A 15682-nucleotide genomic window follows, 5' to 3' on the forward strand; every position below is an offset into this window, starting at 1 on the left:
AGGCTCATTTGCTGGGGAGGCGGGCAGGGGCGGCGGCGCAGATCGCGTAGCCGAACGCGGGCAGCGACAGCGTCACGCTTCCCGGCGCAGCCGCGCGGGAGGCGCACGTGCCGGTCAGCGTCGTGAAGTGCGTCGAGCCGGTCTCGACCTGGATCGCCTGCGTCAGCGGCTTGGCAGAGGTGTTGAACGCGATCAGGATTTCGGCGCCGGTCGTCGGGTCGAACCGCGACACGGCGAGCAGGCCCGGCGTCTCGCTGCGACTGCGCAGCACCGTCCGGCCGCGCGTGAGCGCGGGATGCGCGACGCGGATCCGCGCGAGTTCGGCGATCTGGCGGAACAGCGGGTTGGTCTCGCCGAAGCTTTCGGTCGCCGTCGTCTTGGTCGTGCCGAGCAGGTGATTGTCGTTGTAGATCGCGACCTTCGACGCGAACATGTCCTCGCGCGCGTCCTGGTCGTTGCCGTCGCCGACGAAGCCCTGTTCGTCGCCCGAGTAGATCGTCGGTACGCCGCGCAGTGTCAGCAGCATCGCGTTCGACAGCAGCACGCGCTGCAACACCTCCGCGTCGGACGCCTGCGGGAATGCCTTGCGCACGAAGGTGGCGAAGCGGCCGTCGTCGTGGTTGCCGGTGAAGGTCGGCAGGATCGCGGCGGTGTCGACGCCCTTGGCATACAGCACGTCGCCGTCCAGCAGCGCCTCGAACGCATCGGTGCCGCGCGTACCGGCGACCGTCTCGACCACCGCCTGGCGGAACGCGAAGTCGAGCACGGCGGGCAGCGTGTCGACCACCGTGTGCTGCGCAAGCACGGCGGGACGGACTTCGTGGTCCGAGACTTCGCCGAAGATGTGGAAGTTCGGGATGCCGTTCGCCTGCGCCCGCGTCAGCATCGCGGGTACGAATTGCTGCCAGAATTCGGGGTTCACGTGGCGCGCGGTATCGATGCGGAACCCATCGACCTTGAACCGGTCAATCCACGATCCGAAGATCTCGATCATGCCCGAGACGACCCGCGGATTCTCGGTCATGATGTCGTCCAACCCCGAGAAGTCGCCCATCGTCGAGCTCTCGTTCCTGAACGTCGTGTCGCCGCGATTATGGTAATAGATCGGGTCGTTGAGCCACGCCGGCACCTTCACGCGCCGCTCGGCGGCGGGCACGTAGGGCGTATAGGCGTAGCTTGGATCGGTCAGCCTGGCGAAGTTCGCCGTGGTCCGCACGTCGTCGCCCGCGAACCCGCCGTTGATCGCCTTGCCGCCGACACCGCCCTTGCGCTGATACGGATAGGCAGCGCGGTCGCGGTACGGGCAGGGCATGCCGACCGCGCATTCACGATACTGGATCACGTCCGCGGTGTGGTTGATGATGATGTCCATATACACCTTCATCCCGCGTGCGTGCGCCGCATCGACGAAGGCGGTCATGTCGGCGTTGGTCCCGAAATGCGGGTCGACCTGCGTGAAGTCGGTGATCCAATAGCCGTGATAGCCAGCGGATTCGTGGCCGGGTGCGCCCTGCACCGGCTTGTTCTTGAAAATCGGCCCGAGCCAGATCGCGGTCGCGCCGAGCTGCTGGATATAGTCGAGCCGCTTGATCAGGCCCTTCAGGTCTCCGCCGTGGTAGAAGCCCTTCGCGGTGGGGTCATAGCCGGTGGTCAGCCGGTCGCCCTTCAACCCGCCCGTGTCGTTCGCCGGATCGCCATTCTCGAACCGGTCGGGGAGGACGAAGTAGATGACCTCGTCCTGCGGCTTGCGCGCGCGGACCTGTTCGATCGGGACGGCGGCGGAAACCGTAGCGGGGGCGGCTGCCTGGCCGGCGAGCGCGAGCAGCAGGGCCGTCGTAATGCTCATGCCGTCACCGGCTTTGGCGCGGCGCAGTGGCGCGCGATGAAATCGGCATGGCTTGGCATCTGGGCAACCTCACGGGCGTTGAGCTGATCGATCGTGTCGAGGAATTCGGCGAGATCCGTCGCCGGAATCGCGTCGGCGAGCGGATGGTATCCGGCGGGCATCACGCCTTGCCCGGCCAGCACCTGGAACCAGCCCACCTCGGTGAACAGTTCCTCATGCTCGCGCGTGATGTGCCCATTGCCCTGCCACAGCGCGATCTTGGCGGAGAGCGTCTCGGGCAGCGCCTGCTCGCGGCACATCTTCCAGAACGGCTCGTGCCGGTCGTTGGCGTGATAATGCAGGATGATGAAGTCGCGGATCCGTTCGTATTCGAAGTCGCTCTGGCGATTGAACTCGACGCGGTCCGCCTCCGCGACGGTGCGCCCGGGGAGCAGCTTCATCAGCCGCGCAATCGCGGACTGGATGAGGTGGATACTGGTCGACTCCAGCGGTTCGAGGAACCCGCCCGACAGCCCAATCGCGACGACGTTGCGGTTCCACATTTTCCGCCGCTTGCCGGTCGTGAACTGGATCGGGCGCGGGTCGGCCAGGGCTTCCCCATCGAGCCCGGCGAGCAAGGTCGCCGTCGCTTCGTCGTCGCTCAGGTACTGCGACGAATAAACGAGGCCGTTCCCCGTGCGATGCTGGAGCGGGATCCGCCATTGCCAGCCCGCCGCCTTGGCGGTCGAGCGAGTGTACGGCGTGAACGCCGCGCTGCGCTCGGATGGCACCGCGATCGCCCGGTTTGCGGGGAGCCAGTGGGTCCAGTCGTCATAGCCGGTCTTGAGCGTCTGCTCGATCAGCAGTCCGCGAAAGCCGGTGCAGTCGATGTAAAGGTCGGCGGACAGGGTCGTGCCGTTCTCAAGCACCAGCGCGGAGACGTCGCCGCCTGCGCCCTGCTCGACGCGCGCGACCTTGCCCTCGATGCGGTTGATCCCGCGCGTCTCGCTGTAGCGTCGCAGATACCGCGCATAGAGCCCCGCGTCGAAGTGGTAGGCGGACGGCATGTCGGGGAGCACCCGTGCGGTCCGCGCCGGGCCACGCTGCATCCGGTCCGCCGTCGCCGCCTGAGCGTTGAGCGAATACGCCGCAAGGTCCTTTGCAGTGCCAAGCGCCTTCGCGCGCAGCCAATATTGGTGAAACGGCAGCAACCCGACATCGCGCCCGACATCGCCGAACGCATGCATGTAGCGATGCCCCGGCCGCAGCCAGTCGACGAACTCGATCCCGAGCTTGTACGTTCCCTGCGTCGCGCGCAGGAACGCGTCCTCGTCCAGCCCGAGCGCATCGTTGAACAGCCGGATCTGCGGGATCGTCGCCTCGCCGACGCCGACCGTGCCGATCTCGTCGGATTCGACCAGATCGATCTCGAACCCGACCTCCAGAAACCGGGCGAAGGTCGCGGCGGTCATCCATCCGGCGGTGCCGCCACCGACGATGACGATCCTGATTGGCGCAGGCTGCTGTGTCATGATCCGCGTCCCCGCTTCAACTACGTCAGGCAGCGGAGCGGCGGACAACGATTGGTCGTTGTCCGCCGTCGGCTGGGTTCAGAACTTGTACGTGATTCCAATATAGTAATCACGGCCATAGCGCTGGTAATCGTTCACCTTGCGCGGGTCGTTGTCCTGATAGGTCACGAACGGACGATCGGTCAGGTTCTTCGCCTGTGCCAGGATCGCGAAGTTCTTGAGGACCCCGCTCTGGAACTCATAGCCGATCTGCGCATCGAGGATCGCTTCGGCGCGCGCGGTCCGGTACGTCGGGTTCGCCGACAGACCCGCGACTTCGGCGAGGAAGCTCGAGCGGTAGCGATAGTTCGCCCGCACCTGGAACCCGCGCTTCTCGAAGTAGATCGTGCCGCTGCCGGTAAATTCCGACAGGCCGGGCAGGGTGATCGCTTGGGTCGGGTTGCTGGCGTATTTGATCGTCGACTGGGTGTAGTTGCCGCTCGCGAAGATCCCGAACCCGTCGAGCGCCGACGTGATCGCCTTGAACGGGAGCGACACGGTCCCCTCGACGCCGAGCACTTCGCCGCGCCCGGTATTGGCCGGCGTCGAGACGTTGCCGATTGTCTGGCCCGCCGCGATCACCTGCGCCTGCTGCGCCGGGGTCAGCGCGGGGAGCAGCGCCGAGAAGTCATAGGGCAGCGAATTGTTCGGATCGACGAAGTCGGTCAGATGCTTGAAATAGCCCGACAGCGCGACGTAACCGCCCGCGTTGAAATACTTCTCGAACGACAGGTCGATGTTGGTCGACTTGTACGGCTTCAGATTGACGTTGCCGCCGGTCGAGGTGAACACCGGGAACAGGCCAGCGGGGGTCTGCCCGATATTGCCCGGGTTGATCGCAACGTCCTGCGTGACACGCTCCTGGTCGAGGCGCGGACGGATCATCGTCTGCGATGCGCCGATCTTGACGAAGCCGAGCGGGATCAGCTCGACCGACATCGTCGCCGAGGGCAGGACGTTGGTGTAGCGGTAGGTCTGCTTCACCGGCGCGATCGTCACGACGCCGCTGACGACGCTTGCGATCTGCCCGGTCGAGCTCTGGTCCGAATGCACGACCTGCGTGCCGATCGAGCCCTTGAGCGGCTTGTCGCCGACCATCCCGTCAAGGGTGATCTTGGCATAGCCGGTCCACACCTTCTCGAGCACGACATTGTCGCGCACCAGCGAGGACGGACGCCCGTCGAACGCCGACTGCAGCGTGTTGTTGTAGAGATACAGCGGATCGAGCGTCAGCATCTGCGGAATGCCGAGATAGCCGAGCGCGACGTTGGTCCCAAGCAGCGCGTCTGCGGGGACGGTGCTGCTGGTCGGCGAGCCGCTGGCGACGGTGCAGTTCGTGCCGCCGCCGGGGGGGCACAGGAAGAAGGACGTGAACGCGCTGGTCTTCTTGCGCTGGCTGTAGTTGCCGCCGACTTCCCAACCCTTGACGACGCTGTCCGAGAATTCGCCGTTCAGGTTCGCGCGGAGCGACTTGAGATCGTCCTTGAAGCTCGGCCGGTTGAGGAAGCCCGTCTGAACGACCTGCTGGTTGCCGTTATTGCCCCACCCCTGCGGATCGGTCAGCTTGAAGATGTTGGTGTTGGTGTAATCGAGCGTCGGCGCGAAGGTGTAGGTGCCGTTGCCGTTCTGCTTGACCGTGACGGTGTCGGCCGCGCCGCTCTTGGCGAAGCCGGTGCCGGTGTTGGTCTCCAGCAGGAAGTCGGTGCGGTCGGCATGGCTCCAGCTCGCGTCGACGTTGAGGTGGATCGTGTCGGTCAGCTTGAGGTCGTTGTTCCAGCCGAGCGAGAAGTTCTCCGCCTTGCGCTGGTTGTAATCGTTGCGCTGCACGCCGAACACGTTGCCGAACGTCGCCTGGGTCGCAAAGCCGTTGTTGACGGTCACGCCTGTTGCGGTCGTGCCACCCGCGGTGCCCGCGCTCGCGAGCTGGCCTGCGAGCGGGAACTCGATCCCGCGCAGGATCTGCGTTTCCTCGAAGTGCGAATACAGCGCGTCGAACGTCGAGTGGAACGTGTCGGACGGCCGCCACTCGATCGTCGCGACGCCGCCGTAGCGCTTGAGCAGGTTGGACTGGACGTACGGCTTGGCGCCGTTGAGCAGGAACGGGCTCGCGTCCGTACCGGCACCGCTATAGCCCCACGCATTGTAGCGTTCGTCCTGCGACGGAGTCTGCGTCGCGGAGACGCCGAGCGCGATCCCCAGCGTGTCGCCCGCGAACTTGTCGACATAGGTCGCCGACGCGCGATAGCCGTAGCGCGTGCCATCGGGGTTGAGCTTGTCGATCCCGTTCATCTGGCCACGGGCGCTGACCGCGAGGACGCGCTTGCCCTGGTCGAGCGGGCGCAGCATCCGCAGATCGACCGTGCCGGCGATGCCCGCAGCGACCAGCGATGCGTCGGCCGACTTGTAGACGTTGACGTTCTTGAAGAATTCCGACGGATATTGGTCGAACTCGACGCCGCGATTGTCACCGGTGGTGACCTGTTCGCGCCCGTTGAGCAGCGTGGTCGAGAAGTCCGGGCCGAGGCCGCGGATCGACAGGCGCTGGTCGCGGCCTTCGAGACGCTGCGCGGTGACGCCGGGGAGGCGCGCCAGCGAGTCCGCGATCGACACGTCGGGCAGCTTGCCGACGTCTTCGGCGGAGACGGAGTCGACGATCAGCACCGACTGACGCTTGATCTTCGCCGAGCTGGCAAGCCCCGCGCGGATGCCGGTGACGACGATGTTCTCGTCCGCAGGCGCCGCGGCCGCAACCGCTTCGGCCGGGTTTTCGGCGGGCGCTGCGGGGGCCGGCGTCGGGTCGGCCTGGGTGGTCGTCGCCTCGACCTGCGCCTTGGCGGTCGGGTTGGCGGTGGCGGTGGTCGCCGCGTCCTGCGCGAACGCGACGCCCGGCGTCACGAGCGCCGCGGCAAGCGCGATCATGCTCACGCGCCGCACGGTCCGGGTCTCGGACAGCAGGCGTGCGGGTGCGGTCGCGCACAGGGCGCGGTTCATCGCTGTATCAGTCATTTGGTGGCGTTCCCCTTCAGGCGGGCGCAGCCCGCGGATCCTCACGTACAGTTTCGTCGACGTCGTGATTCAGCGTCGATTGCCCTTGGGGTCGCTATATTTCGAACAGGGGGTTTGCAGAAGGATCGGGCATACGTATTCTCGATTTATGCTGTGCTGGCCCGGTCCCCGACGGGTTGGGAGCGGAATACTCGATCGACGGGACTGTTCCAGACGATGGCAAGACGACCGACCTCGCTTGATATCGCGCAGCTGGCGGGGGTGTCGCAGCCGACCGTGTCGCGCGCGCTGCGCGGGGTGAAGACGGTCAATCCGCAGACCCGCGCGCGGATCGAGGCGATCGCGCGGCAGCTCAACTACGCAGTCGACAAGAACGCCTCCAGCCTGCGCAGTCAGGCGACGCACACGCTCGCATTGCTGTTCTTCGAGGAGGCGGCGGAAGAGGATGGCGCGATAAATCCGTTCTTTCTGTCGATGTTGGGGTCGATCACGCGCGCCTCGGCGAAGGCCGGCTACGACCTGCTGATCTCGTTCCAGCAGCTCTCGGGCGATTGGCATGTCGATTACCAGGACAGCCACAAGGCCGACGGAATCATCCTGCTCGGTTATGGCGATTACGACACCTATCGCGTCCGGCTGGACCATCTTGCGGAGCAGGGATCGCACGTCGTCCGCTGGGGCGCGGTCGGGACCGGGCCGGGCGCGATCACGGTCGGATCGGACAATCGCGATGGCGGCGCGCAAGCGACCGCGCACCTGATTTCGCAGGGTCGCCGGAGAATTGCATTTTTGGGTACGGCGGACAGCCGCTATCCGGAGATCGAGGAGCGGTACCGCGGCTATTGCGCGGCGCTGGCCAGCGCGGGTCTGGTACGCGACGAGACGCTCCGGGTCGATGCCATCACTTTGGAGGATGCCGGCGAAGACGCGATCGCCGAACTGTCGCGGCGCGGCGCCGGCTATGACGCGATCTTCGCGGCGAGCGACAGCATCGCGATCGGCGCGATGCGCGCGCTGGCGGCGGCGGGGCGGAGCGTGCCGGGCGATGTCGCGATCGTCGGGTTCGACGATATCCCCTCGGCCTCGCTGACGTCGCCGCCGCTCTCCACGGTCGCGCAGGATGCGCGGCAGGCGGGGGAGGTGCTGGTCGCGACGTTGCTCTCGCGGTTGCGGGGCGAGGCCGTCACCCCCGCGCCGCTCGCGACGCGGCTGGTGGTGCGCGCCAGCAGCGGCGGATAGCCGGGCGCTATTCGTCGAACAGGAACAGGTTCAGCGTCAGGCGCCCGACCAGCGGATCGCTGCTCAGCATCACCTCGGCCGGCAGGTCCGCGCAGTGGAGCGTATTGCCCGCATAGACCAACGCACGATTGTACGCGCCCGGGTATACCGCGACGCGTTCGTACAGCGGCGTATCCCCCGCGATGTATGCCGCCTCGGGCATCCCGTGCGCCGCTACGCCGTCGGCAAGCGCCGTCTTGAACCGCTCCAGCCGCGCGGCATCGACACTCTCGAACCCCGTTTCGCGCTGCCGGTAGAAAGCCGTGCCGCCCTGCGCGCCGTGCCCCAGGAAAAGCAGGAGCGCGATCCGCCGCGCTTCCACCCCGTCGAAATGCGGCAGCCGCTGGATCGGCGCGAGCTGCGCCGGATCGGTCGTGACGAGCGAATAGTACGCTTCCGATACGCGTGGCGCGGGGTCGAGCCCGAAATGCTCGGCCAGCAACGGCGCGACCTTCCGCCGCATCGTCTCTGCCAGCCGGGCAGGGACTTCCGCGCGGACGCCGGGATAATGCGGGCCGATCCCCTGCATCCGCAACGCCGCCGCGTCCTCGCGCAGCGCATCCGGATCGGGCCAGAAATCGTCGATCACGAGCAGCGGATGCTGTTCGCGACCATGCCGGTGGGGGAGGGGAGTCTGCATCCCGTGCCTTGTGGAACGGCTCGCGGCGGTTGCGCAAGGCGCGGCGTAACGTATTGTCCCACGCTGCATTCGTATGCATCGCCTGCTGCCCTTGTGCGCGCCCCGGCTTGTCGGCAGTCAGGCTGGAGACGAGCCCGATCGTCGTGATCGGTCGGGCAGGAGAGAGAGCCACGTGAACGAAAAACCGGTGCAGCGCTTCGGCGGCCTGTGGAACATCAGCTTCGGCTTTTTCGGGATCCAGATCGGCTTCGCGCTCCAGAATGCGAACATGAGCCGGATCTTCCAGACGCTCGGCGGGTCGCTCGACGACCTGTCCTATCTGTGGATCGCGGCGCCGCTGACCGGGCTGCTCGTCCAGCCGATCATCGGTCATTACAGCGACCGGACGTGGAACCGTTTCGGGCGGCGGCGGCCGTATTTCTTCGCGGGCGCGGTGCTCGCGGCGCTGGCGCTGTTCGTCATGCCCGAGGCGCGGGTGCTGTGGTTCGCGGCGCTGACCTTGTGGGTGCTCGACGCGTCGATCAACGTATCGATGGAGCCGTTCCGCGCGTTCGTCGGCGACATGCTGCGCAAGGACCAGCACAGCGCGGGCTATGCGTTGCAGACCGTGTTCATCGGCGCGGGCGCGGTCGTCGGGTCGATCTTCCCGTTCGTGCTCGCGCATCTGGGCGTTGCCGAAACCGCGTTGCGCGGCGTGCCCGATACCGTGCGCTACAGCTTCTGGGCGGGCGGCGCGGCGTTGTTGCTCGCGGTGTTGTGGACCGTCGGGACGACGCGCGAATACAGCCCCGAACAGATGGCGTCGTTCGGCGAACGCGACGCCGCCGAGGATCTCGCGCAGCCGATGCGCGCGCTCGCCGCGCGCGGGCTGGGGCGGAGTGGGGCGTGGATCGCAGCGGGGGTGGCGGTGCTCGTCGCGGTGCCCGCGCTTGCGTTGCAGAAGGAGGTCTATCTGCTTGGCGGGCTCCTCGTTGCGTACGGCGTGGCGAGCGTGGTCGCGATCCGGCGCGCGCGGAGCGGGAATGTCGACAACGCTCTCAGCATGATCGTGGGCGACTTTGCGGCGATGCCGGTGGTGATGAAGCGGCTGGCGCTGGTGCAGTTCTTCAGCTGGTCCGCGCTGTTCATCATGTGGATCTATTCGACCCCGGTCGTCGCGCAATATGCGTTCGGGTCGAGCGATCCGACCAGCGCGGCGTATAATGCGGCGGGCGACTGGGTCGGCGTGTTGTTCGCGGTCTATAACGGCGTCGCGGCGCTGATCGCGTTGCTGGTGCTGCCGCGCGTCGCCGCCCGGATCGGCAAGGTGCGGACGCATATCCTGTGCCTGCTCTGCGGGGCGGCGGCGTTTGCGAGCTTCTTCCTGATCCGCGACCCGCACTGGCTCATCCTCAGCGAAGTTGGTGTCGGGATCGCCTGGGCGTCGATCCTCGCCATGCCCTATGCGATTCTCGCATCCAGCCTGCCGCAGGCGAAGCTTGGCATTTACATGGGGCTTTTCAACGTGTTCATCGTCATTCCGCAGTTGCTCGTGGCAACCGTGATGGGATCGGTGCTGCGCGCCTTCTTCCCGACCGAGCCGATCTGGACGATGGGCTTCGGCGCTGCGGTGATGGCGCTGGCGGCGCTCGCGATGCTGCGGGTTCCCGACACCGGAGAGGCGTGAAGCGGGCGAAACCACCGCTTTCCCGCGCGCAAGAATTGGCGCGGGGGCGTTGGCGCATTTTCGCTGCGCATGCCGGAGGGAGCCCGTATAGGGGGCAACCACAACTTGGGATCCCCGCCTTTTGCCCCCGCCAACGACCATCTTCGAACGCCAGTCGCGGCTCGCGCAGGAGCTCGGCGCGATCAATCTGGGGCAGGGCTTCCCGGACATGGCGCGCATCGGCCACGGCCCCGCCGAACTCCTGGATGCCGCTGCCCGCGCGCTGACGGAGCGGTCGAGCCAATATCCACCAATGCGGGGCCTGCCGGCGCTGCGGTCCGCGATCGTGGACTATTATGCGCGCGAACAGGGGCTTGCAGTCACAACCAATGAAGTCGTCGTAACCTCGGGTGCGACCGAAGCACTCGCGGCGGCTTTGCTCGCGCTGGTTCGACCCGGCGACGAAGTGGTCCTCGTCCAGCCGCTGTACGACGCGTATCTCCCGCTCGTGGAACGCGCGGGCGGGATCGCGCGCCTGATCGACCTGACGCCGCCCGACTGGCACCTGCCGATCGCCGCGCTCGCCGAAGCGATCACCGACAAGACCGCGGTATTGCTGCTCAACACCCCCAACAACCCGACCGGCAGCGCGATCGGCGCGGACGACTGGGCGGCCATCGCCGAGCTGTGCGTGCGGCATGACGTCACGCTGATCTGCGACGAAGTGTGGGAGGCGATGGTGTTCGAGGGCGCGCACGTCTCCCCCATGACGATTCCTGCGCTGCGCGACCGAACGGTCAAAATCGGATCGGCGGGCAAGATCTTCTCGCTCACGGGGTGGAAGGTCGGCTGGGCGATCGCCGCGCCGCCGCTCGCGGATGCGATTGCCGCGACGCATCAGTTCCTCACCTTCACCACCGCGACCCCGCTGCAATGGGCAGTCGCGGAGGGGCTCGCCCTCCCGTCGAACTGGCATGCGGCACACCGCGACATCTATCGCGAGGCGCGCACTTTCCTCGCCGAGCGGTTGAGCGCGGCGGGCTATGTGGTGATGCCGGGCGGGGCGACGTGGTTCCTGATCGTCGATCTCGCAGCGTCGGACATTGATCTTGGCGACGAGGACTTCGCGCACCGGCTGCTCGCCGAGGCTGGCGTGGCGACGATTCCCGTCTCCGCCTTTTATGCGGAACGGCCGCAGACGGGGTATGTCCGCTTCTGTTTCGCCAAGGACGCAGCGACGCTGGCGCTCGCTGCCGAGCGGGCGGCGGCCTTTCGGAAGACACTGCTGGCATGACGTTCGAAGACGCCACCCACGCGATCATCGCCACCGGCAACCGGCTCGACCGCGCGGGTCTCGCGCCGGCGACTGCGGGTAACTATTCGGTCCGCTTGCCGGACGGGGCGCTCGCGCTGACCGTCTCGGGCGGCCACAAGGGGCGGCTCGCGCCCGACCAGATCATGCGCGCCAGCGCCGAGGGCGTTGCGCTCGACGGCAAGCGCCCGTCCGCCGAGACGTTGCTGCACTGCCTGATCTATGCGGTCGATCCGGGGGCGGGGGGCATTCTCCACACCCATTCGGTGCCCGGGGTCGTGCTCAGCCGGGCGTTGCGCGGCGCGCGCGAAATCGTGTTCGACGGGTATGAACTGCTCAAGATCTTCCCCGGCGTCGACACGCACGAGGGGCGCGTCGCGATCCCGCTGGTCGACAACAGCCAGGACATGGCGGTGATGGCGGAGATCCTGCGCCCGCTGCTGGTCGCGCAAACGCCGATCGTTCCGGCCTTCTACATTCGTGGCCACGGTCTCTACGCCTGGGGTCGCACGATCGCCGAGGCCGAATATGTGACCGAAGCGGTGGAATATCTGCTCGCGTGCGAGTGGGAGACGCTCAAACTCGAAAGGAGCGGAGCATGACGACCCTGACGCTGTACGATCTGGCGGCGCCGCATGCGGTGCGATCGGAAACGACCGACGCCGCCGAGATCGCGACCCGGCTCGCCCCGCTCGGCATCACGTTCGAACGCTGGGCGGCGAGCGTCGCCTTGCCCGAGGACGCCACCGATGCCGACGTCATCGCCGCATATCGCGGCGACATCGACCGGCTGATGGAGCAGGGCGGCTATCGCTCGTGCGACGTCATTCGTCTGCTGCCGGACAATCCGGCGCGCGAGACGCTGCGCACCAAGTTCCTCGACGAGCATGTCCACGCCGAGGATGAAGTCCGTTTCTTCGTCGAGGGATCGGGCGTGTTCTACATTCGTGGCGACGACGTGGTCTACGCGCTGGAATGCACGCGCGATGACCTGATCGCGGTGCCCGAGGGCACGCGCCACTGGTTCGACATGGGGCCGGCGCCGCGCTTCACCGCGATCCGTCTGTTCGCCGAACCCGACGGCTGGGTCGCCAGCTTCACCGGCGACACGATCGCGCGCGGCGTGCCGCTGTACGCGGGCGCGGCATGACCGTTCGCGCGATCGTCACCGACATCGAGGGCACGACGTCGAGCATCGCGTTCGTCCATGACGTGCTGTTCCCCTACGCCCGCGCGCGGCTCGCGGCGTTCGTGACCGACAACGCCGACCGGCTCGGTTCCGAGCTGGACGCGGTGCGCACTGCGGCGGACCGGCCCGATCTCGACCTCGCCGGCATCATCGAACAACTGCTGGAATGGCAGGACCAAGACCGCAAGATCGCCCCGCTCAAGACGATCCAGGGGATGATCTGGGCGGAGGGCTATGCCGACGGCAGCTTGACCGGCCATGTCTATCCGGACGCGGTCGCGGGTCTGCGGCGGTGGCAGGCGCAGGGGATCGCGCTCTACGTCTATTCCTCCGGGTCGGTCGCGGCGCAGAAGCTGTTGTTTGCGCACAGCGACGCGGGCGATCTGACGCCGCTGTTCACGGGCTATTTCGATACCGCGATCGGCGCCAAGCGCGACGCGGCGGCCTATCACGCGATCGTCGAACGGATCGGCCTCCCCGCCGCCGACATCCTGTTCCTCTCCGATATCGAAGCGGAACTCGCGGCGGCACACGCGGCCGGGCTCGCCGTCACGTTGCTCACGCGCGACGGGCAGGACCCTGCGTCCACCTATCCCGTAGCGCAGAGCTTCGACACCATCCTCGCTGAAGGCGCACCTGCATGATCCTCGTCGGGACCGAGACCCGTTCGATCTGGGTCAACGCGGATGGCTGGAGCGTCGGCATCTTCGATCAGCGGCGCTTGCCCTGGACGGTGGAGCGGCTCCGCCTGACGACGGTCGACGCGTGCGCGCACGCGATCGCGGACATGGCGACGCGCGGCGCGCCGTTGATCGGCGCGGTGGCCGCGTACGGGATGGCGCTGGCGCTCCGCGTCGATTCGGGCGACGAAGCGCTCGATCGCGCCTACCGCCAGTTGATCGCGACCCGCCCCACCGCGGTCAACCTGAAGGGGGCGCTCGACCGGGTCCGTTCGGTCGTGGCGCGGCTGCCCGAACCGGAACGCGCGGCAGCGGCCTATGCCGACGCGGCGCTGCTGTGCGACGAGGACGTCGCGATCAACGCGGCGATCGGTCGGGCCGGGCTCGAGATCCTGCAAGAACTGGCGGCGCAAAAACCGGGTCGCCCGCTCAATATCCTGACGCATTGCAACGCGGGCTGGCTGGCGACGGTCGACTGGGGCACCGCGACCGCGCCGATCTACATGGCGCACGACCTCGGCATCCCGGTCCACGTCTGGGTCGATGAAACGCGTCCCCGCAACCAGGGCGCGCTGACCGCGCTCGAGCTCGCGGGGCACGGCGTGCCGCACAGCTACATCGTCGACAATGCGGGCGGTCTGCTGATGCAGCGCGGGCAGGTCGATCTGGTGATCGTCGGGACCGATCGCGTCACGCGCAACGGCGACGTCTGCAACAAGATCGGGACCTACCTGAAGGCGCTGGCGGCGCACGACACCGGCGTGCCGTTCGTGGTGGCGCTGCCCTCCACGACCTACGATCCCACCACCGCCGACGGTGCCTCCGTCCATGTCGAGGAACGCGCCGCGAACGAGGTCGTGTCTCTGGAAGGGCCCGACGCGGACGGCGTGTTGCGGCGGATCGCGGTCACCGTCTCGTCCGCGGCGAACCCCGCCTTCGACATTACCCCCGCCCGGTTCGTCACCGAGTATATCACCGAAAAGGGCCGGATCGTCGGGGCGGAAGCGCTGGCGGCGGCGCTGACGCCCTAGACTAGCCGTCACGTCGGGTAGCGGACCTCGATCTCGTCGAACCGCTTCCACCGGAACACCGCCCAGCTGATCAGCCAGCACAGTCCGAACACCCCGATGATCCCGAACCCCAGCAGGTTGAACCGCCCGCCAAGGTCGCTTGCCGCCGACCAGATCCCGCCGCGCAGCCCGCTCTTGTCCGCGATCAGGGCGAGCGTCTCGATCCCGCCGATGACGATCGCGACGAAAGCCGAGATCGCGGTGATCGTGATGTTGTAATACAGCTTGCGGATCGGCTTCACGAACGCCCATTCATACGCGCCGAGCATCACGATGCCGTCGGTCGTGTCGACCAGCGCCATCCCCGCCGCGAACAACGCGGGAAGCACCAACACCGGCCCCAGCGAGAAGCTATGCGCTGCCTGCGCCGCGGACAGGCCGAGGATCGCGACTTCGGTCGCGGTGTCGAACCCCAGCCCGAACAGGAACCCGAGCGGCGCCATGTGCCAGCTCCGCGACACCAGCCGGAACAGCGGCCGGAACAGCCGCGCGAGCAACCCCCGCCCGCCGAGCAGCATGTCGAGATCCTCGTCGACATAGGCACCACCGGAGCGGACGTGCTGGAACGTGCGCCACACCGACCGCAGGATGACGAGGTTCATCGCCGCGATCGTGAACAGGAACACCGCCGAGATGATCGTCGCGACGACACCGCCGGTCGCCTTCACCGCCTCGAACTGCGACAGCGCGGATGCCGTGAAGGCGATCGCGACCGACGCGAGCAGGATGATCGTGCTGTGGCCGATCGCGAACCAGAAGCCGACCGTGATCGGGCGCTGGCCGTCCTGCATCAGCTTGCGCGTGACGTTGTCGATCGCGGCGATATGGTCCGCATCCACCGCGTGCCGCAACCCAAGCCCCCAGGCGAGCAACGCGGTGCCGAGCATGATCGGCTGTGCATGGAACAGCGCCAGCGCCCAGATCCACCCGCCCACGTTCGCGCCGATCAGCAGGACGTAGAGCAGGCTGATCCGCTGGCGCAGACTCGGTTGCGCGCCACGCGGCCCGCGGTCCATCGGGCTGGCTTCAAGCTTCGACAAGGTAACCCTCCGGTGGTGTGCGCGCGATGAAATGGCCCTTGATCCCCTGCGGCCAGTCCTTGAACGGCACGCGGCCTTCCGCGCTGGCGCCGTAGTGGACCGCATAGTCGAGGATCGCCTGCGCCGCGTCCGCGTCCGGGGCGAAGCGCCCGAGCAGATAGCCGACCTTGCCCGGCGCGCGCAGATGGATCGAGCAATGCTCGCCGCACGAGAACAGGCACGGCATCGGCTGGATCGCGACCTCGGCATAGCGCGGGTCGGCGGCTTTCGCGGCCTCCAGCGCGGCGATGAGCAACGCGCCACCACGCACGCCGTCCGCATCCTCGCGGTCGGTAGCGGAGACGCGGCACGTGGTGCACGCCACGATGGCAAGGCGCTTTTCGGCGGGGATCAGCATGGGATTGGGTCCAATGGGTAGCGGGGGAG

At 67.3% G+C, this 15682-nt stretch carries 13 protein-coding genes; 7 read left to right on the plus strand and 6 right to left on the minus strand.

Annotated features, from left to right (window positions below; genetic code table 11):
- Positions 1–4 precede the first annotated feature (4 nt).
- The 3 genes from QBJ92_RS07450 to QBJ92_RS07460 form a co-directional block, all read right to left on the minus strand.
- The gene (locus QBJ92_RS07450) at positions 5–1846 is read right to left on the minus strand and encodes an alpha-amylase family glycosyl hydrolase (RefSeq protein WP_277969061.1); all 1842 of its coding nucleotides are present in this window, start codon (positions 1844–1846) and stop codon (positions 5–7) included.
- On the minus strand, positions 1843–3357 hold the full coding sequence (locus tag QBJ92_RS07455; RefSeq protein ID WP_277969062.1) for a tryptophan halogenase family protein: 1515 nt from the start codon (positions 3355–3357) through the stop codon (positions 1843–1845). Before QBJ92_RS07455 ends, QBJ92_RS07450 begins: the two co-directional genes overlap by 4 nt.
- Positions 3358–3435: 78 nt before the next feature.
- Positions 3436–6402 (minus strand): TonB-dependent receptor, encoded by a 2967-nt coding sequence (locus QBJ92_RS07460; protein ID WP_277969063.1) that lies wholly within the window; start codon positions 6400–6402, stop codon positions 3436–3438.
- Between the two features lie 216 nt (positions 6403–6618).
- Here QBJ92_RS07460 and QBJ92_RS07465 point away from each other — a divergent pair, with 216 nt between their 5' ends.
- A complete protein-coding gene (locus tag QBJ92_RS07465) occupies positions 6619–7641 on the plus strand; it encodes a LacI family DNA-binding transcriptional regulator (RefSeq protein WP_277969064.1) in 1023 nt (340 codons plus the stop codon).
- A 7-nt stretch (positions 7642–7648) separates the two neighbouring features.
- Here QBJ92_RS07465 and QBJ92_RS07470 read toward each other — a convergent pair whose 3' ends face one another.
- Positions 7649–8320, minus strand: coding sequence for a DUF6445 family protein (locus tag QBJ92_RS07470; protein ID WP_277969065.1), 672 nt, complete (start codon positions 8318–8320; stop codon positions 7649–7651).
- A 73-nt stretch (positions 8321–8393) separates the two neighbouring features.
- On the opposite strand from QBJ92_RS07470, the gene QBJ92_RS07475 reads away from it, so the two are divergent.
- The 6 genes from QBJ92_RS07475 (at position 8394) to mtnA (ending at position 14177) form a co-directional block, all read left to right on the plus strand.
- Positions 8394–9986, plus strand: coding sequence for an MFS transporter (locus QBJ92_RS07475; protein ID WP_277969066.1), 1593 nt, complete (start codon positions 8394–8396; stop codon positions 9984–9986).
- Positions 9987–10107: 121 nt separating this feature from the next.
- Positions 10108–11259: an aminotransferase gene (locus tag QBJ92_RS07480; protein WP_277969067.1), complete on the plus strand. Its 1152-nt coding sequence runs from the start codon at positions 10108–10110 to the stop codon at positions 11257–11259.
- Complete coding sequence (mtnB, locus tag QBJ92_RS07485; protein WP_277969068.1) at positions 11256–11879, plus strand: methylthioribulose 1-phosphate dehydratase; 624 nt, start codon at positions 11256–11258, stop codon at positions 11877–11879. Before QBJ92_RS07480 ends, mtnB begins: the two co-directional genes overlap by 4 nt.
- The gene (locus QBJ92_RS07490) at positions 11876–12427 is read left to right on the plus strand and encodes a 1,2-dihydroxy-3-keto-5-methylthiopentene dioxygenase (RefSeq protein ID WP_277969069.1); all 552 of its coding nucleotides are present in this window, start codon (positions 11876–11878) and stop codon (positions 12425–12427) included. The genes mtnB and QBJ92_RS07490 overlap by 4 nt, the downstream gene beginning before the upstream one ends.
- On the plus strand, positions 12424–13110 hold the full coding sequence (mtnC, locus tag QBJ92_RS07495) for an acireductone synthase (protein WP_277969070.1): 687 nt from the start codon (positions 12424–12426) through the stop codon (positions 13108–13110). The genes QBJ92_RS07490 and mtnC overlap by 4 nt, the downstream gene beginning before the upstream one ends.
- Entirely contained in the window at positions 13107–14177 is a 1071-nt protein-coding gene (gene mtnA, locus QBJ92_RS07500) for an S-methyl-5-thioribose-1-phosphate isomerase (RefSeq protein WP_277969071.1), read from the plus strand. Before mtnC ends, mtnA begins: the two co-directional genes overlap by 4 nt.
- An 8-nt stretch (positions 14178–14185) precedes the next feature.
- Here mtnA and QBJ92_RS07505 read toward each other — a convergent pair whose 3' ends face one another.
- Positions 14186–15232 (minus strand): HoxN/HupN/NixA family nickel/cobalt transporter, encoded by a 1047-nt coding sequence (locus tag QBJ92_RS07505; protein WP_277969141.1) that lies wholly within the window; start codon positions 15230–15232, stop codon positions 14186–14188.
- Between the two features lie 10 nt (positions 15233–15242).
- Positions 15243–15653 carry a DUF1636 domain-containing protein gene (locus QBJ92_RS07510; RefSeq protein ID WP_277969072.1) on the minus strand — a complete coding sequence of 137 codons (411 nt, stop codon included), beginning with the start codon at positions 15651–15653 and terminating at the stop codon, positions 15243–15245.
- Between the last annotated feature and the right edge of the window lie 29 nt (positions 15654–15682).

The organism is Sphingomonas echinoides (genome assembly GCF_029623395.1).
Taxonomy (GTDB): domain Bacteria; phylum Pseudomonadota; class Alphaproteobacteria; order Sphingomonadales; family Sphingomonadaceae; genus Sphingomonas; species Sphingomonas echinoides_A.